Genomic DNA, 17,311 nt, shown 5'->3' with positions numbered 1-17,311 from the left:
ACGGGGAGCCTGAACCGTGCTGTTTCTGCTGGCCTTGCTCGTCTGGGGGGCGCTCGGGCTGTCGTTTGTGCGACACCTGAGCAACGGAGCCGAGCTGGTTCGACTGCGCAATGCGTTGCTTCTTGAAGACGCGCCCGCCAGTCATCAGTGGTCGCCTGAAAGTGTTCCCGCGGACTTCAAAGTCGAATCGGGTCCCGTGCATCCGCTGTTTGCGCGTGTGGTGGCAGACCATGCGCTGCATACCACCGGCGACGATTGGGCTGCCGCGCTCGGCGTGGGGCGCCATCTCCTGCCGGATGACATGCGCCCGAACAATCCCATCAAAGCCTCGCTGGCGGAGAGCTATGCGCGCATCCGTGAGCACGGTGAGGGCTATTGTGGCGACGTAGTGGAGGTCTTCACGGCCTTGCTCAACGCGGCGGGGGTATTCTCCCGCCCATGGGCCTTCTCATTCGATGGCTACGGCGGGCATGGACACATTCTCAGCGAAGTCTGGGATCGCCAGCGCAAGCGCTGGGGGCTCATCGATATTTACAACAACCAGTATTTTCTCGGGGCCGACGGTCAACCGCTCTCTGCGATGGAGTTCCGGCATCACCTCATTTCAGGCGAAGCATTCCATGGCGAGCGCGTTCACCCCGATGCGCCGCCCGGATATGTCTACCCGGAGAAGGCGCTGGACTATTACCGGCGGGGTGCCGCGCAGTGGTACATGTGGTGGGGAAATGCAGTGATGGCGCTTGACAGTCACCCGGTCGTGACAACGGCGCGTCGCTTTGGCCGCCCGGTCGAGCAGCTCGCTGCCATCCTGTGGCAGCAGTATCCACGATTGCGCCTGTTGCCCGACGCCGACCCGGACACCCGTGACGCACTGGCTGCCTTGCGTACGCGATTGAAGATCTTCGGATGGCTTGGCGTTGCAGTACTCCTGATCGGCATTGTTTCGCTGGTTTCATCCCACTGGGAGCGTGTGACGTGAAGCCTGCCGATGCGCCTGCGATGGCACAGGGCACCCGAGAGGTTGGGCCCGTGTTTGTCTACTCATCGCTGTTTCCCAATGCCGCACAGCCCAACGCAGGGCTCTTCATCCGCGAACGCATGTTTCGGGTCCGCGCACACGGCCCGATGGTGGTCGTGTCGCCCCAGCCGTGGTTTCCGTTTCAGGGCTTGATCCAGAAGTTCAGACCCGGTTACCGCGTCAAAACCGCCCATCACGAGATTCAGGACGGCACCGAGGTGTTCTTCCCGCGATTTCTGGCCTTGCCCGGCGTGCTGCGGGGGCTGGACGGCTGGTCGATGGCCCTGTGCACCTGGCCGCTCATGCGGCGGCTCAAGCGTCGATTTGGCGAAGGCATCGTCGATGCGCATTTCGCCTACCCCTGTGGCAAGGCGGCGACCCTGCTGGGCCGCTGGCTCGGTTTGCCAGTGAGCATCACGTTACGGGGCACCGAGACCCGCCAGCTGCGCACCCCGGGGCTCGCCGAGCAGGTGCTGCGTGCGGTACGCGACGCCGACATGGTCGTCAGCGTCGCTGATTCACTCAAGCGACTGGTGCGCGACGCAGGTGGCGAGGCGGACAAGATTCAGGTGATCGGCAATGGTGTCGATGTCGAGAAGTTCTCGCCGATCGAGCAGGCTGAAGCGCGTCGTCGTCTTGGCTTGCCAGTCGATGCCAAGGTACTGGTGACCGTGGGCGGGCTGGTTGAGCGCAAAGGCTTTCATCGTGTCATCGACTGCCTGCCCGAAATCATCGCGAACGATGTTGATGTGCATTATGTGATCATCGGTGGCGGGAGTCCGGAAGGGGACATGAGCGAGCAGCTCAGGGCTCAGGTCCGCACGCTCGGTCTGGAATCCCGGGTGCTCTTCACCGGCCCGGTGGCGCCGGCACAGCTGGCGGAGAAGCTGAGCGCGGCCGACGTCTTCGTGCTGTCGACACGAAACGAAGGCTGGGCCAACGTCTTCCTTGAAGCCATGGCCTGCGGTTTGCCGGTCGTGACAACCGACGTGGGGGGCAATGCTGAGGTCGTGTGCCGCCCTGAACTCGGTCATATCGTGCCATTCGGCGACCACGATGCGCTGAGGGATGCCCTCATCGATAGCCTCGATCGCCCGTGGTCCCGAGAGGCCATTCTGGCCTATGCCCGGGACAACACCTGGGACAATCGCATCGATCAACTGACTGCTGCATTTGTCGCCATGCGCGCAAAGCGCAAACCCATTGTGGAGCACCGCTAGCGTGAGCTCTCTGTATACCCGCCTGGTTTCCGGCGTCCTCTTTCCGCTGCATGAACGGCTCAAGAAGCACGATTCCGTGGCGCGACTCAAATCGCTCGAAGCCACCCAATATGCCAATGCCGATGAACTCGAGGCGGTTCGTGTCGAGCGCCTGAAGGCCTTTCTTTGTGACATCGGCACACAGGTGCCTTACTACCGCGATCTCTTTGATGAATCGGGTTTCGATCCGCAGGTAGTCGACAGCGTCCGCGCACTCGAGCGCCTGCCCTTGCTGGACAAGGCCGTCATCCGTGCTCAGGGCGAGCGCATGAAGGCGGCCGATCACGGTCCGATCACGCGATACAACACTGGTGGTTCGTCGGGCGAGCCGCTCATCTTCTACACGGGGCTCGGACGCAAGAGCCATGATGTGGCCGCCAAGTGGCGCGCCACGCGCTGGTGGGGCGTGGATATCGGCGACCCCGAACTGGTGGTGTGGGGGTCGCCGGTCGAACTGGGGGCGCAGGATCGCGTTCGACAGATCCGGGACGGCCTGTTCCGCAGCGAGTTGCTGCCAGCCTTTGAAATGTCCCGTGAAAACCTTGATCGTTTCGTTGCGACCATCGAGCGCGTCAGGCCGAAGATGCTGTTTGGCTATCCGTCCAGCCTTTCCATGATCGCGGCCCATGCAAAGGCGCAGGGGCGGGCGATGGACCGCCTTGGCATCAAGGTGGTGTTCGTGACCTCGGAGCGACTCTACGATCATCAGAAGGAAACCATCGAGGGGGTCTTCGGTGCGCCGGTCGCCAATGGCTACGGTGCGCGTGATGCGGGTTTCATCGCGCACGCGTGTCCGTCCGGCAATCTGCATCTGAGTGCAGAGGACATCATCGTCGAAACCATCGGTGCCGACGGGCAGCCCGTGGCCGCGGGCGAGGCAGGTGAGATCGTGGTGACCCATCTGGCCACGCGCGATTTCCCGTTTGTCCGCTATCGCACCGGGGATGTGGGCGTGCTTGGGGGCTCGGGGTGCGCCTGTGGACGGACCCTGCCGATCCTGGCCGATGTCCAGGGTCGCACGACTGACTTCATCGTGGCTGCCGATGGCACCGTCATGCACGGGCTTGCGCTCATCTACACCGTGCGCGACCTGCCCGGTGTGGCCAAGTTCAAGATCGCCCAGGAGAGTCTGGATCACACCGACGTGTTCATTGTTGCCGATTCGCGCTGGGAGCAAGGCGCTGAGCAGCGCATCGTCACCGACTTCAAACGACGCCTCGGCGAACACGTCACCATCGGTGTGTCATTTGTTGACGAAATCCCCGCCGAAAAATCGGGCAAATTCCGCTATGTCGTGAGCAAGGTGCAGCCGGGCATGCGCCAGGAGGTTTCCGCTCATGCGTGATCTGGCTATTACCGGGCTGTTCCTGTTCTTCCTGCCGCAGGTCTTTCGCCATGCCTATATCGGCGTGCTGCTATGGACCTGGATCAGTGTCATGAACCCCCACCGGCTCACCTGGGGCTTTGCCTACGATCTGCCGTTTGCGGCCGCGGCGGCCGGCGCCACGTTCATCGCCCTCATGACGACGAAGGACAAGGTGTCGATGCCGCGATCCGGCATCGTGACGGTGCTCATCATCTTCATTCTGTGGATGTGCGTGACGACCGCGTTCGGCTTCTTCCCCGGTGAGTCTCTGGATCAGTTGAAGAAAGTGATGAAAATCCAGGTGATGACACTGCTGGCGCTGGCCGTCCTGCAGGACAAGAAGCACATCCAGCTGTTCGTCTGGATCAACGTCCTGTCCATCGGTTTCTTCGGCCTGAAGGGTGGGGTCTACACCATCATGACGGGCGGCGGTGGTCGCGTCTGGGGGCCGGGCGGATTCATCGGCGGCAACAACGAGATCGGTCTGGCGATGCTCATCACCATTCCGCTCATGTACTACCTGACGCTGACGAACGATAACAAGTGGATCAAGCGCGGCCTGTTCGTGATGATGCTCATGACCACCGTGGCCGTGCTCGGCACGCAATCGCGCGGGGCCTTCCTGGCCATTGTCGCCATGGGGGGTATTCTCTGGCTACGCAGCCGCGGCAAGATCGTCTCCGGTGTCGTCATCGTGGTTGCCGCGGCCGGCTTGTTCGCGTTCATGCCGCAAAGCTGGCACGACCGCATGAGCACCATCGAAACCTATGAAGAAGACAGTTCGGCGATGGGGCGTATCAATGCCTGGCAGACGGCCGTCAATCTGGCGAACGACCGGGTGACGGGCGGCGGTTTCGAGATGTATGACCCGATCGTCTATCAGTCATACGCCCCCGACCCGCGTATCGTGCGTGCGGCTCACAGTATCTACTTCCAGGTGCTCGGCGAGCATGGCTGGCCCGGCCTGTTCATCTACCTTCTGCTGGGCTGGCTGAGTTGGCGCGAAGCGGTCAAGCTCAGGCGCCAGTCCCGGGGCAATCCCGAGCACGAGTGGGTCTTTCATCTGGCCGGGATGATCCAGGTGGTGCTGATCGGATTCGGTGTCGGTGGTGCGTTCCTGAGTCTCGCGTACTTCGATTTGCCCTACAACGTGATGGTGATGCTTGTGGTGACGAGGCGCTGGCTCGAGAACGAAAAGAAGAAAGCAAATGAAACAGTGCCGACAGGCCGGGAAGTGCTCGCATGATGCCGGTCAGGATGCTCGCGTCGATGATGTCGCCTGCCGGTGCAGCCGGCAAGTTGTCGATTCTCATCTTTCACCGCGTCTTGCCCCGGCCCGATCCGCTGTTCCCGGAAGAGCCGGATGCTGCCCGTTTTGACACCTTGCTGCGCTGGATCAAGCAGACCTACCGTGTCATCCCGCTTGAAGAAGCGGTCCACGGCCTTCAACATGCGTCACTGCCCTCGCGTGCCCTGAGCATCACCTTCGACGATGGCTATGCCGACAACGCCCGTGTTGCCATGCCGATACTTCAGCGCCATGGGCTGCACGCGACATTTTTTGTTGCGTCGGGTTTTCTCGACGGCGGGCGGATGTGGAACGATACGGTCATCGAGAGCGTACGCGCCGCGCGTCAGGATTCGCTGAACCTGGAGAAGATCGGGCTGGGTGAATTCTTGCTGGACTCCGCTTCGGCGAGACGTCATTGCATCGACAGCATTCTGACCCGGATCAAGCATCTCCCCCCTGTGGAACGTGCAAACGCGGTCGACGATGTGGCAGCAGCAGCCGACGTCGAGTTGCCCAATGACCTGATGATGAGCTCAAGCGAACTTCGCCAGATGTCCGAGGCCGGCATGACCATTGGCGGTCATACCGTCAGCCATCCGATTCTCGCTTCGCTGACCTCGGTGCAGGCCGCCAGCGAAATCGGTGATGGCAAGCGCGCACTGGAAGAGATCATCGGAAAGCCAATGAACCTGTTTGCCTATCCCAACGGAAAACCTGTCCGCGACTACACCCGGCGCGACCGCGATCTGGTGGAGGCGGCCGGGTATGGCGCGGCGGTCACCACCGCCGCCGGGGCTTCCCGCCCGGATAGCGACCTGTTCCAGTTGCCACGATTCACACCCTGGGATCGCACTCAGCTGCGCTTCCTCGGACGGCTGACCCATAACCTGCGCAGAGACGGGGAGCGGGTCTGATGTCGGTGCGCCTGCATCCCGCTTCGTGGTGCCTGGCTGGCATGCTGCTGGCCAGTCCGGCGCAGGCGCTGGATGCGGATCAAGCCTCCTGCGAATATCGCCAGTCGACGGCACGGCAGTCGTGGGAGGCACCTGGCGGCGACTGGGTTGATCGAAACGGCGTCAGGCATGGCCCGGCGGCCTATTCGACCGAGACCATTCCGCGCCTCAAATCGCCCCAGATTGTCCAGTGGGACGTGACGGGTATCGTGGATGCCTGGAGTCATCGCGATTCCGATAGCGGCGCACTGATGCTTCGCGTGGACGACAGGGTCAGCGGCATCGTCAACTTCGCCAGCCTTGAGGCCGAACGCTCGGTTGACCGGCCGACGTTGCGCGTCGAATGGAGCGACGGCAGGGTCGATCGTCTGAGTCCGAGCTCCGATACCTACATCTCCTGTTCCGCACGTCGCACGCGCGGCGATCTGCCGATTCTCAAGGTGGGCAACGACTCCAGTGCCATCCTGGTGTTTCCGTTCAAACCCCGAGAATCCGTCAGGGTCGTTGCGGCCCGTCTGATCATGGTCAGCGACAAGCAGTACTCCGGCCAGACCGGGGTCGGCAGCTTTGATGTGCCGCTGGTTGAGAATCGCAATACCGTGGTTGTGTCCGGCGTTGCCACAACGGCAGCCACCGAGCAGGCGCTTGAGTCGCGCCGCGATGTCTGGATGGTCGAGCGCTTCGACGATACAGACTGGCTCGAGCGCTGGGAGCACGGCGGCAACGAGTCCTTCGATCTGGTCTCCGATCCCGACGAAGCCGGCTTTGTGCCGCTGGATGGTCGCGCCCTCAAGGTCACGCTCAGGCGGGGCCGGAACATGGGGCTCAATGCCCATTACCGCTTTGCCCGCCAGGGGCGGCAGCAAGAGCCGGATGAAATCTATTTCCGCTACTACCTGCGCCTGGGCAACAACTGGGATCCGACCGTGGATGGCGGCAAGTTGCCCGGTATTTCAGGTACCTACAACCGCGCCGGATGGGGCATGCGTCGATCCGACGGCCTCAATGGCTGGTCCGCGCGTGGCGCGTTCTTTCAGTGGCGAGGGCCGGAAGCAGGCCCGAACCGCTCGATCGGTTCCTATGTGTATCACGCAGGTATGGAACAGCCATCCGGGGATGCACTCGGATGGTCCTTGGGGCCGACCGGCTCGCTGGAGAAGAACCGCTGGTACTCGGTCGAGCAGCACGTCAAGCTCAACACCCCGGGATTGGCCGATGGGGTGCTAGAGGCCTGGATCGACGGCCAACTGGTCTTCCGGCGCGACGACTACCGTTTCCGCGACATCGACCAGTTGCATATCGAGTCGGTGTGGATGAACGTCTATCACGGCGGTCTGGCCAAACCGGCCAAGGACATGAGTCTGTACATCGACAATGTCGTCATCAGCGATCGCTACATCGGACCCATGAGAGGGCAGTGAGCGCGTTGCGGTTCCGTGGCCTGATTCTGAGCGCGCTGCTCCTGGCCGGCGCAGCTCACGGGGCGCCCGATGAGGTGGTCGCCGCGCTTGCCGGCCTTGCGCCGAATCAGGCGGTGTACCTCGGCGATGCGGAGGTCGTGGGCGATTTCAACGAGGTGGCCCGGCGGTTCGATCTGGATCACACCGGGCCCCTTCGTCGGGACTACTCGCTCAAGATGGTATGGGCACCCGAGCGGCATCAGGCCATCTACCTTGGGGCCAACCATGGCAAGCCGCATCGACTCAACGATGTGTGGTCCTTCGATCTGCGCGCGCTCGAATGGACCTTGCTGTATGCGCCTGATCTGCCACGCGACTACCGGGGTCTGGGCGATGACGCCAGCGATGTTGTCCTGCACGATGGCGTTCTGATGACCCGGCGCGGTGGGCCGGCCATCATCGGACACGGATGGTCGTCGGTCACCTACGATGCTGCACGGCGCAAAGTGCTGTTCATGAACGCCTGGCCGGCCAATCGAAATCAGATTGCGGCGCGTCTGAAGCACTCCGCAGACGAGATCGATTCATCCTTGCCCATGTGGACCTTCGATCCGGAGCAGAAACGCTGGGCCTATCTGAAAACCGGCACCCCACAGCCGCCGCCGGCCTATGGCGCGCTTCTGGAATTCAATCCCGAAGGGGGGGGCGCCATCTATCACGGCAACGATTGGCAGCTCCGTGGCACCTGGTGGCTGGACTCCGCCAACGATACCTGGCTCAGGCTTCTGCCCAGGAAGGGTGACCGGACGTTTTCGCGAAATGCACCCGGCCGGGAGCTGGTCGGTTACTTCGATCCACAACGCGAACTGCTGATCTGTCGGGCTGGCAAGCGTACTTTCCGCTTTGATCCCAAGGCACGTGTCTGGACGTCCGTCCGAGACGAAAAGGGGAGTCCGCCGACGCTGCCTGGTGGGCATGACGCGCGGAATGTGTTCTTATTCGACAGCGCGACGGGCAGGGGGCTGCTGGTTGATCTGTCGAACCCATCAATTCACGCGTTCGACCCGGATCGCTCCGAGTGGAAGGCGCTCGATCCCGACGGCCCGCCCATGCCGGATGGCGAACGCATGCTGGCCTATTTCGATCATCGGGACCAGGTGCTGGTCGTGATTGATGGGCGTCGCGTCTGGGCCTACCGCCCGGGCGACTGAGGGACCCCGGCTCAGGCGCGCATTGGTGACAAGTATGAAAGAGTGCCTATGCAAATTCCCAGCAATATGGGGTAATGCTGGGCATTCGATGCAGGTGGCATCCATCGATCAGGCCGAAGGAAACTGAAAGAACGACATGGCAGTTGAGCAAGTCAGTGTGATCATCCCGACACTTGCCGATGCGTGCCGCAAGGCATCCCTTGCGCGTGCGGTGCAATCGATTCGAGCCTCCAGCACCCGGCCGGTGCGGATCATTGCCGCGGTCAACGGCAACCGTTTCGATCCCGACGTGGTCGCGTGGCTGGACGCTCAGCCTGACATCACGGTCGCTCAGGTGGAGACCGGGGCCACGATTGCCGGTATCAGCGCCGGGCGCCAACGGGTCGAAACGGAATTCTTTGCCTTCCTCGACGACGACGACGAATACCTGCCGGGGGCGTTGGACATGCGCCTGGAGGGGATGGACTCGAATCCGGCGATCGGTGTTGTGGCGACCAACGGGCATCGAAACCGGGGCGATGGTGACGAGCCCGCGCTCGATATGCCGCCCTTGCTGGACAGCGATCCACTCTTGGGGCTCATGGACAGCAACTGGCTCGCCTCATGTGGCGGCCTCTACCGGACCCGCCTGGTCGATGCCGATATCTTCGAAGACCTGCCGCGTCACATTCACTGGACCTGGGTTGCCTTCGTCGTCAGTCACCGGGGCATTCCGGTGTTGATCGACCGCCGGCCCAGCTTCAGAATCCACGACTCTGCCACATCGCAGAGCAAGTCCGACAGTTACAAGGCGACAAGTGTTGTTCTGGTCGAACGCATGCTTGCCCTTCGACCCCGTGAGGACGTGGCGCGGATTCTGCGGCGTCGCCTGGTGGATTCGCATCATTATCTTGCCTCGCATTATCTGCGCTCCGGCCGCAAGGAACAGGCATGGCGTCACCATCTCAAGAGTCTGCTGCACCCCCACGGATGGCGCTACGCCCCATTCACCCGTCATCTGCTTTTCTGAGCCGCGCGAGAGGCATCGCCATCGCCGATGGTCGGAGCACGAACCCGTCAAATCCATGAGTTCCAAGCTGAAACAATTCCTCAAGACGGCATTGCGCCGTTCAGGCTGCGATACCGCGATCAAATCGCTGGTGGTGCGTGCGCTCGAGCAGCTGGTCAATGAAAAGCCCGAGATTCTCGATTACCTTTCCGAACGGCATGTGCGCAGCACGAACGAGCGACTCATCGCGGGTTTGCCCAATCTCGGCGCGGGGGTGTGTTTCGGAGGTCGAGTGTGCATCACTGACCCCCGAGGTCTCGTTCTGGGTAACAACGTGCACATCGGGGACAATGCCTATCTGATGACGCGAGGCGGCCTCACGATTGGCGACAACACCCACATCAGCCGCAATGTCACCATCTACACCGCCAATCACGAATATGTAGGCATGGCCCTGCCTTACGATCACCAGTATCGCGACCGGCCCGTGGTCATCGGCAAGAACGTCTGGATCGGCATGAACGTGAGCATCGCGCCGGGCACCACGGTGGGGGACGGCGCCATTCTCGGGATGGGGGCCGTCGTGCATGGCGACATTCCGGCCGGCGCCGTCATCGGTGCCGGTGCTTTTGAACAGATCGAGTCGCGCGACATGCCGCACTACGACCGGCTGCGTGAGCTGTCCGCCTTTGGCGGCTCGTCCGGTATGCCCTTGCCCGTCTCCGCGGTCCGGGGCTTCCATCAGAACGCCGCCGAGAAAGGGGCGCAACTCTTTTTCGTGCTTGGCACCGGCCGCAGCGGTAGCACGACAATCGCGCGGGCGCTGTCACGGCATCCCGATGTCGATTGCCGACATGAGCCCAAGTTGCAGCTTGTGCGCCTGTCCACCGAGTTTGCCCATGGCCAGAAGAGCGCCGATGAGGTGAAGGCCGAACTGCACCAGCTGTATGTCGAGGCTTCCGTCATGCCGCCCGGCTGCTACGGGGAGTCGGACCAGAAGTTCTCGAACATGGTGCCGCTGCTGGCCGAGCTGTTTCCCCAGGCCAAATTCATCTGGCTGTTGCGAAACGCGCGTGACACGGTGAACTCGACCTGTTCGCGTGGATGGTTCTCGGATGCCGAGATGTTCCCCGAAGACGTGGATGATCTGGCCGCGGAGCCGCTGTACCGGGGCATTTTCAGCCAGTATCGCGTGCGTGCTGACAAGACCGGCGAGCTTGATCCTGCCGCATGGCGAAGCATGACCGCTTTCGAGCGCAACTGCTGGTACTGGAACCGCTGGAACAGCCAGATCGAAGCATCGCTCAGAAACCTGCCCGAATCCCGGCGACTGTTCGTCCGGCTCGAGGAACTGAGCGCCCAGACCGAGACCATTTTCGACTTTCTGGGGGTTGATCGGCTCGGGCGTGAGGTGGTCAAGGTCGAGAATGTGGCCGAGAGCCGCCATCGGCTGATGTCCGCCGACGATTGGGATGCAGAGAAAACGGCGGCCTTCGAGCGCCAGTGCGCGCACAACGATACGCGCTGGTACGACCCCGGCTACCGTCTATGAAGCGATCGATGTCGACGGTGTTGTGCCGCGCCGGCCTGAGACGGAAGCCGGATTGAAATGAGTGCACCCGTGTCCGTGGCCAAGGGGGCCGCGCTCGTGATTGCCATGCGCTGGACGCATCGGCTCATCGGTCTGGTCAGCACGCTCATCCTGGCGCGTCTGCTGGTACCCGACGATTTTGGTGTGGTGGCTCAGGCATCGCTGGTGGTGGGGTTGCTCGATGTGCTGACCGACATGGGCGTCGCATCTGCCCTGATCCAGAATGCCAACGCGACGCAGCGGCACTATGACACCGCGTGGACGATCCGCCTGGCTCAGTTTTCGCTGGCGTCAGTGGCCATCCTCCTGCTTGCGCCGACGGCCGGTGAGTATTTCGGCGATGCCCGCGTCGTGCCGGTGTTGCAGGTGATGAGCCTCGGCTTGATCGTTGCCGGGTGCGAAAACATTGGCGTGGTCAATTTCCAGAAGGAAATGCGTTTCGGGCTCGACTTCCGCTTCATGTTCACCAAGCGGCTCAGTGGTTTTCTCATCACGGTCACGCTCGCGATTCTCTGGGAAAGTTACTGGGCCATGGTTGCCGGCGCGATCGGGGGGCGCATGGTGGGCGTGCTCGTCAGCTATCGCATGCATCCGATGCGACCCCGGTTCAGCCTTGCCGAATTCGGCTCCATCTTCGGTTTCGCGCAGTGGATGCTGGTGAGAAACATCGGGAATTATCTGAACAACAACGTCCACCGCCTGTTGGTGGGGGGGCGTGGCAGCACGGCCCAGATGGGGGCCTATTCGCTTGCCAACGATGTGGCCCAGATGCCGGGGACCGAAATCATCAGCCCGCTCAACCGGGTGCTGTTCCCTGCCTTTGTCCGCGCGAAGGAAGACCCCGAAGAGCTCAATCGGCTGGTGCTGCTCGCCCTGGGGGTGCAGGCACTGGTGGCCATTCCTGCCTGTGTCGGCCTGGGCGCGGTGGCCCACGAGGCGGTGCTGGTGCTGCTGGGGGAAAAGTGGCTGTCGGCGACCGCATTCATCGAAATTCTGACGCTGGCGTACCTGGTCCCGTCGATCACAAGTACGCCCAGCTATGTCCTCATGTCACTGGGCTACGTTCGCCTCAATGCGGTGGTCGCCTGGTGTCAGTTGGTGGCCTTCGTTTCGGTTGCCGTACTGATCATGCCCACCGCCGGTGCGTTGGAGATTGCCCAGATTCGTCTGGCGACCGTGCTGGTGACGCTGGCCGGGCTGTTGTTCGTGCTGGTGCGAACGCTCCCCCTGATGCGGTGGAGTTCGCTGCTGGGCGTGCTGTTTAGACCCATCGCAGGTGCGGTGTGTCTCGTGCTTGCCGTCGATTACGTGGCGGCCCTCTTGCCAGCGAATCCGTACGTGAGCCTCGTTGCCAAGGTCGTGATCGGGGCGCTTGCCTACGTGCTGAGTGTGGTGGCGCTGTGGTGGATCTCGGGTCGGCCACAGGGCGCCGAATCGTACCTCCTTTCCAAACTGCGCTCGCTACGGCGCGCGCGCAAGAAGACGTCATGAATCTTCGGGTTCGCAAAGGCGGCAGGGCTGCTGTCGAAGGACACTTGGGCGCAGGTCCGAGCCCCCGAGTTCATGGTTTGAACCTGGTAATCACATGAGCAAACTCATTCAAAGACTGACCCACCGAATCGAAGATGCGGCTTGGCTGGCGAGAAAGGATCTGGCGTGGCGACTGCGTCCGTCGGCATCGCGCCCGAGCGTGTTGGTCGCAGGCGTTCAACGTTCCGGCACCAACATGCTGATGGATGTGCTGGAGCGCAGTGCGGACGCCGATGTCTTTCACGAGACGGACCCGCGCGCCTTCGACGATTACCTGATGCGTGACCATGAGACGATCAGAGCGCTCAAGGCAGCCTCCAGAGCACCGGTGTTCGTGATCAAGACGCTCTGCGAGCTCGATCGGCTCCATGAGCTCAAAGCCTTGCTGGCGCCTGCGCGTATCGTCTGGATTTACCGGCACTACAGCGACATGGTCAATTCGGGCCGCAAGTCGTTTGCGAGTCTGCCGGCCTCCGTGCAGTCCATGGTGAATCGCCAGAATCACGGTGACTGGCGTGTTCGTGGTCTTACCGACGCCATTCACGCCCAGCTGCAGGCGTGCCACGACCCCATGGATGGTCCAAACAGTGCCATTGCCTTGTTCTGGTATGCCCGCAACCAGCTGTTCTTCGAGCTGGGGCTGGCGGATCAGGAAGACGTTCTGCTGGTGAACTACGAAACGCTCGTCAGCGAACCGGCCGAGCAGTTTCGCCGCATTTTCGATTTCGCCGGTGTGCGTTTCACCCCATGGGCTCACAAACGGGTGTTCGCATCCTCGATCGGCAAGGCCAGGGCGCCGTCCGATATTTCAGCGTGCGCCCGGCAACTGTGTGACGACCTGTTCAGTCGGCTTGAGGCGGCTCGGGCGCGTCAGGGGTAGTCACCGCCGCTTCTGTGGGCTCGGCCTCGGTCGCAGTCGCCTCGGGCTCGGGGGGCGGCTCGGTCCATTTGCCGGCACGTTTGAGCATGTTGCGCAGACCCGGCAGTGGGAAACCCTTGCTGTAGGCCTTGTGGGCGAATTCGAGTGCGTCGTCGTAGTCGCCGAGTTTGAAGCTCACCAGACCCAGGTTGTAGAAAATGTTGGGGTTGTTCGGCGCCTGTTCGCGTGCTTTGACAAGTGCCTCGCGCGCGGCGGCGGACTGCCCGATCTTCTGCAGGTAGGTGGCTTCGATGGTCGAGACCATCGGGTCATCGGGTGTGAAGCGGTGTGCCCGCTCGAAATAGCATGCGACGGGCAATGGCATGTTCGAAACGCGACTGGTCTTCTCGCGCATCGCGGCGCGGACCAGGGTCATGAGCGCGCGCGGGTGATTGGGTGAGGCCCTGAGGGTGTAATCCAGGTTGCCGCCGACCGTGCCGTTCTTGGGGCGCTGCAAGGCTTCGATGTCGGGGGTGAAGTGAAAACGCTCCACCACCTGAATCTTGCCGTAGGCTTCGAGGCGATAGTCGTAAGGCCCGTACGCATTGTCGAGCGAGCCGCAGGCGCCCACTTGGGCCACGGCGGGGGCTGCACCCAATGCCAGGGTGGCGGCCAATCCGATGAGGGCGGAGGCTGTCGTGAGTCGTCGAGTTGTCTGCTGCGTCATGTCTTGTCCTGCCTTGCTGCGCACGGGGAAGTTTACTGCGCTTTCCAGTCGGGCCGGTTGGCGCGCAACCAGTGCTCGAGCATCATGATGATCCATACCATCTCGCCATAGTAGCCGGGGTATGCCGGCAACCAGCGTTCGATCAGGTCACGGATGAAGTCGCTGCGGACCACACCACGCGCGCCAAATGAGCCGAGGGCGTCGTCGGCCAGGCTCTTGAGGCCCGCGTGGGAGGTTGCCCACACCCCGAACGGCAGCCCGAAGCCGTGCTTCTTCTTCGTCAGGATCGCGTCCGGCAGGAAACCGGTCAGTGCTTCCTTGAAGAACCACCGCAGCTTGAGGCCGTGAAGCTTCTCGTCGGTGGGTAAATGAAGCGATAGATCCATCAGATCATCGTCGATCAGCGGGAAGGCCACATCCAGCCCGGCGAGGCCGGTTGTGCCCACGACCTTGGGCAAATCGTTGTCCGCGAGGGTGAACTTCCAGTCGAAGGCAAGCATTCTATTGACGAGCGATGCACCCTCCGACTGCTGCCAGACGTCGCGCTGCAGTTCGTAAGGGCGCTGCATGTCGGCGCGATCGAGAAAGGCGCGCTCGAACACATTGTCGTGTCCCAGCCGGATCAGCATGTTGTACATCTGCAACCGGTCCGGCATGGGCACGGATGCCTGTTCGACGTAGCTTGCGCCTTTCTTGACGACCGGAATGCGATCAAGGGGCAGGGCGCGGCACATGGGTTCGATCAGTCGTTGGCGGAGTGCCGAAGGAATCACGTCATACGCGCCGAAAACCTTCTGTTTGGCGTAGCGGGTGTTGCCGCCGAACAGCTCATCGCCACCGTCGCCGGCAAGCAGACGTTCGATGCCGTCTTCCCGCGCACGTGCCGCACAGATCCAGGCCGGCACGGCCGACGAATTGCCGAAGGGCTGGTCATAATGGGTTGCGACCAGCGGGATGGCGGTGACGAGATCGTCGGGCGTGACGTAATAGGCCTTGTGGTCCGCGCCGAAGTGCGTGGCCGCGATGCGGGCATATTCCATCTCGTCGTAACCGTCGGCGTCGAAACCGATCGAGAACGCGCGGGCCGGGCGGCCCTGGATGCGGCACAGCATGCCGGTGACGGTCGAACTGTCGGTGCCGCCTGACAGAAAGGTACCGGTTTGCGCGCCAACGGCATCGCGCGCCACGGCATTTTCGATGATGTCCAGAAAGCGCTGTTTTTCCGCCTTGCGGTCGCGCACGGGCTGTTCGTCGAAGCGCGGCCTCCAGTAGCGGCTGCACTCGACCGTGCCTGAGGTGAAATGCAGGGCGCAGGCGGGTTCGAGTCGCTCGACGCCTTTGAAGATGGTCAGGGGCGAGGGAATGACATGAAAGAACAGATAGCTGTAGATCGCATCGAGGTCGATGTCTGGTGTGCCCGGGAGCTGCTCGGTACGATCCGAAAAGGAGAAACCGCCGTCCTGACATTGCCAGACCCAGGGATAGGTGGCGAAGCGATCGGTGACGAGCACGACCTCATCTCGGCTGCAATGGAAAAAGACGACACCGAAGCGGCCTTTGACCCGCGCGGCGCAAGAGGGGCCGTACTGTTCGAACAGCTCAAGCCAGCGCTGCGAGGCGTCGGCGCGATCTGCAGGTGTGTCTCCCGGAAACACGGGAGCGCCGGTACTGAGACAGAGCCAATCGCCGCGCTGCGCTTCGGCGAACTGGTCCGAGTGCGAAATGACGCCTGACGCCAGGCGAATCTGGCGGGCCGGCGTCTCGCGGCCGTCGGATCGCGATGAAACGTGGGCGGTCTGCCCCGCAATGTGGCTGTTTTGGTGGTTAGGCGTCATCTTTCGAGCAGGGATAGGGTCAAAGCGTGCTTGCGTTATACGAGCACTTCGAGCGTTTCCGGATGCCCGAGAAAACGCTGGGGGCTGGCACTGGGGCCGTATGCCCCCGACTGGAAAACGACGACAAGATCGCCCTCACGGACGGCCGGCAGGCGCATCTTGTCACCCAGAATGTCGAGCGGTGTGCACAGCGGTCCGACGACACTTGCCGGTGCGACGGGCGCTTCATCCATGCGATTGCCGATGGCCACTGGATAGTTCTTGCGGATCACCTGACCGAAGTTGCCGGAGGCTGCCAGATGGTGATGCAGGCCGCCATTGGTGACGATGAAGGTGTGTTCGCGGGAAACCTTGATATCGATGACTTCCGAGACGTAGATGCCGGCTTCGCCGACCAGGTAGCGTCCCAGCTCGATCACGATGCTGGCTTCGGGCAGTCGTGTTTTTGCTTCGTTCTGGATGCGGGCGAGGTTGTCGCCGATCGGGGCGAGGTCGAGACGCGTCTCACCCGGGAAATAGGGGATGCCGAAGCCGCCGCCCAGGTTGAGGAAGCGCACCGGCGCCGGCGCGGATCTGGCCAGCTCGCACGCCAGCTCGAAACTCTTTTGCTGAGCCTCGATGATCGCCTCGGGCTTGAGGTTCTGCGAGCCGGCAAAGAGGTGAAAGCCCTCGAAGCTCAGTTCCGGGTGCTGGCCGATCTGCTTGAGCAGTTCGGGGACCTGCTCGGCGTCGACACCGAACTGTTTCGGGCCGCCGCTCATCTTCATGCCGGACGCCTTGAGTTCGAAGTCGGGATTGACGCGCACGGCGATCCGCGCCGGAAGACCGAGCTCTTGCGAGGCCTTGGCCAGCGGCGCCAGTTCGCGGAAGGATTCGACGTTCACCAGAATGCCCGAGGCGACGGCCTGGCGAAGCTCGATGTCGCGCTTGCCCGGACCGGCGAAGCTGATTTCTTCAGGGTTGGCGCCTGCGTCCAGCGCGACCAGCAACTCACCCGCTGAGGCGACGTCAATGCCGTCGACCAGACCCGCCATGTGCTGCACCAGGGCAGGCATGGGGTTGGCCTTCATGGCGAAATGCAGCTTGATGCCGGCCGGCAAGGCGCTGCGCAGTGCGGCCACGCGATCGGTGAGCAGCTGACGGTCGTATGCGTAAAACGGCGTCTGGCCAACGCGCGCCGCAAGGCGTGACAGGGGCTGGCCGCCAATCACCAACTGGCCATCGGTGACCTTAAACTGGTCCATGGGGGCGTGAACGGGGGGCGTGCGTTCGGCACTCATCGG

General features: G+C 62.4%; 14 protein-coding genes. 11 read left to right on the top strand and 3 right to left on the bottom strand.

Annotated features, from left to right (window positions below; genetic code table 11):
- The first annotated feature begins 16 nt into the window (after window positions 1-16).
- From J0W34_RS14710 to J0W34_RS14660, 11 genes are all read left to right on the top strand, one after another.
- Window positions 17-979: a hypothetical protein gene (locus J0W34_RS14710; protein WP_230969287.1), complete on the top strand. Its 963-nt coding sequence runs from the start codon at window positions 17-19 to the stop codon at window positions 977-979.
- Window positions 976-2,238: a glycosyltransferase gene (locus J0W34_RS14705; protein WP_230969286.1), complete on the top strand. Its 1,263-nt coding sequence runs from the start codon at window positions 976-978 to the stop codon at window positions 2,236-2,238. Before J0W34_RS14710 ends, J0W34_RS14705 begins: the two co-directional genes overlap by 4 nt.
- A gap of 1 nt (window position 2,239) precedes the next feature.
- Window positions 2,240-3,622, top strand: coding sequence for a phenylacetate--CoA ligase family protein (locus J0W34_RS14700; protein WP_230969285.1), 1,383 nt, complete (start codon window positions 2,240-2,242; stop codon window positions 3,620-3,622).
- Entirely contained in the window at window positions 3,615-4,889 is a 1,275-nt protein-coding gene (locus J0W34_RS14695; RefSeq protein WP_230969284.1) for a putative O-glycosylation ligase, exosortase A system-associated, read from the top strand. The genes J0W34_RS14700 and J0W34_RS14695 overlap by 8 nt, the downstream gene beginning before the upstream one ends.
- Window positions 4,886-5,848 (top strand): polysaccharide deacetylase family protein, encoded by a 963-nt coding sequence (locus J0W34_RS14690; RefSeq protein WP_230969283.1) that lies wholly within the window; start codon window positions 4,886-4,888, stop codon window positions 5,846-5,848. The genes J0W34_RS14695 and J0W34_RS14690 overlap by 4 nt, the downstream gene beginning before the upstream one ends.
- Window positions 5,848-7,308, top strand: a complete 1,461-nt coding sequence (locus J0W34_RS14685) for a polysaccharide lyase (protein WP_227817223.1) — start codon at window positions 5,848-5,850, stop codon at window positions 7,306-7,308. The genes J0W34_RS14690 and J0W34_RS14685 overlap by 1 nt, the downstream gene beginning before the upstream one ends.
- On the top strand, window positions 7,305-8,498 hold the full coding sequence (locus J0W34_RS14680) for an SMP-30/gluconolactonase/LRE family protein (RefSeq protein ID WP_230969282.1): 1,194 nt from the start codon (window positions 7,305-7,307) through the stop codon (window positions 8,496-8,498). The genes J0W34_RS14685 and J0W34_RS14680 overlap by 4 nt, the downstream gene beginning before the upstream one ends.
- Window positions 8,499-8,634: 136 nt before the next feature.
- On the top strand, window positions 8,635-9,507 hold the full coding sequence (locus tag J0W34_RS14675; protein WP_230969281.1) for a glycosyltransferase family A protein: 873 nt from the start codon (window positions 8,635-8,637) through the stop codon (window positions 9,505-9,507).
- Between the two features lie 55 nt (window positions 9,508-9,562).
- Complete coding sequence (locus J0W34_RS14670) at window positions 9,563-11,038, top strand: sulfotransferase (RefSeq protein ID WP_230969280.1); 1,476 nt, start codon at window positions 9,563-9,565, stop codon at window positions 11,036-11,038.
- Between the two features lie 57 nt (window positions 11,039-11,095).
- On the top strand, window positions 11,096-12,568 hold the full coding sequence (locus J0W34_RS14665) for a lipopolysaccharide biosynthesis protein (protein ID WP_230969279.1): 1,473 nt from the start codon (window positions 11,096-11,098) through the stop codon (window positions 12,566-12,568).
- A 94-nt stretch (window positions 12,569-12,662) separates the two neighbouring features.
- Entirely contained in the window at window positions 12,663-13,487 is an 825-nt protein-coding gene (locus J0W34_RS14660; protein ID WP_230969278.1) for a sulfotransferase family protein, read from the top strand.
- On the opposite strand, the gene J0W34_RS14655 is transcribed toward J0W34_RS14660, so the two are convergent.
- From J0W34_RS14655 to J0W34_RS14645, 3 genes are read right to left on the bottom strand one after another with little or no spacing between them, the layout of a single operon-like run.
- Entirely contained in the window at window positions 13,450-14,193 is a 744-nt protein-coding gene (locus tag J0W34_RS14655; protein ID WP_230969277.1) for a tetratricopeptide repeat protein, read from the bottom strand. The genes J0W34_RS14660 and J0W34_RS14655 overlap by 38 nt on opposite strands.
- Before the next feature lie 32 nt (window positions 14,194-14,225).
- Window positions 14,226-16,028 (bottom strand): asparagine synthetase B family protein, encoded by a 1,803-nt coding sequence (locus tag J0W34_RS14650; protein WP_230969276.1) that lies wholly within the window; start codon window positions 16,026-16,028, stop codon window positions 14,226-14,228.
- Window positions 16,029-16,063: 35 nt separating this feature from the next.
- Window positions 16,064-17,308, bottom strand: a complete 1,245-nt coding sequence (locus J0W34_RS14645; RefSeq protein WP_230969275.1) for a pyridoxal-dependent decarboxylase, exosortase A system-associated — start codon at window positions 17,306-17,308, stop codon at window positions 16,064-16,066.
- Window positions 17,309-17,311 lie beyond the last annotated feature (3 nt).

This window comes from Nitrogeniibacter aestuarii (assembly GCF_017309585.1).
Taxonomy (GTDB): Bacteria; Pseudomonadota; Gammaproteobacteria; order Burkholderiales; family Rhodocyclaceae; genus Nitrogeniibacter; species Nitrogeniibacter aestuarii.
Note: the sequence above shows the minus strand (reverse complement) of the source record. Positions and strands in the feature narration are given on the sequence as shown.

Coding starts and splice junctions, on each gene's coding strand:
- J0W34_RS14695 (WP_230969284.1), top strand. CDS start 3,615: ATGCGTGATCTGGCTATTACCGGGCTGTTCCTGTTCTTCCTGCCGCAG.
- J0W34_RS14690 (WP_230969283.1), top strand. CDS start 4,886: ATGATGCCGGTCAGGATGCTCGCGTCGATGATGTCGCCTGCCGGTGCA.
- J0W34_RS14685 (WP_227817223.1), top strand. CDS start 5,848: ATGTCGGTGCGCCTGCATCCCGCTTCGTGGTGCCTGGCTGGCATGCTG.
- J0W34_RS14675 (WP_230969281.1), top strand. CDS start 8,635: ATGGCAGTTGAGCAAGTCAGTGTGATCATCCCGACACTTGCCGATGCG.
- J0W34_RS14670 (WP_230969280.1), top strand. CDS start 9,563: ATGAGTTCCAAGCTGAAACAATTCCTCAAGACGGCATTGCGCCGTTCA.
- J0W34_RS14665 (WP_230969279.1), top strand. CDS start 11,096: ATGAGTGCACCCGTGTCCGTGGCCAAGGGGGCCGCGCTCGTGATTGCC.
- J0W34_RS14660 (WP_230969278.1), top strand. CDS start 12,663: ATGAGCAAACTCATTCAAAGACTGACCCACCGAATCGAAGATGCGGCT.
- J0W34_RS14655 (WP_230969277.1), bottom strand. CDS start 14,193: ATGACGCAGCAGACAACTCGACGACTCACGACAGCCTCCGCCCTCATC.
- J0W34_RS14650 (WP_230969276.1), bottom strand. CDS start 16,028: ATGACGCCTAACCACCAAAACAGCCACATTGCGGGGCAGACCGCCCAC.
- J0W34_RS14645 (WP_230969275.1), bottom strand. CDS start 17,308: ATGAGTGCCGAACGCACGCCCCCCGTTCACGCCCCCATGGACCAGTTT.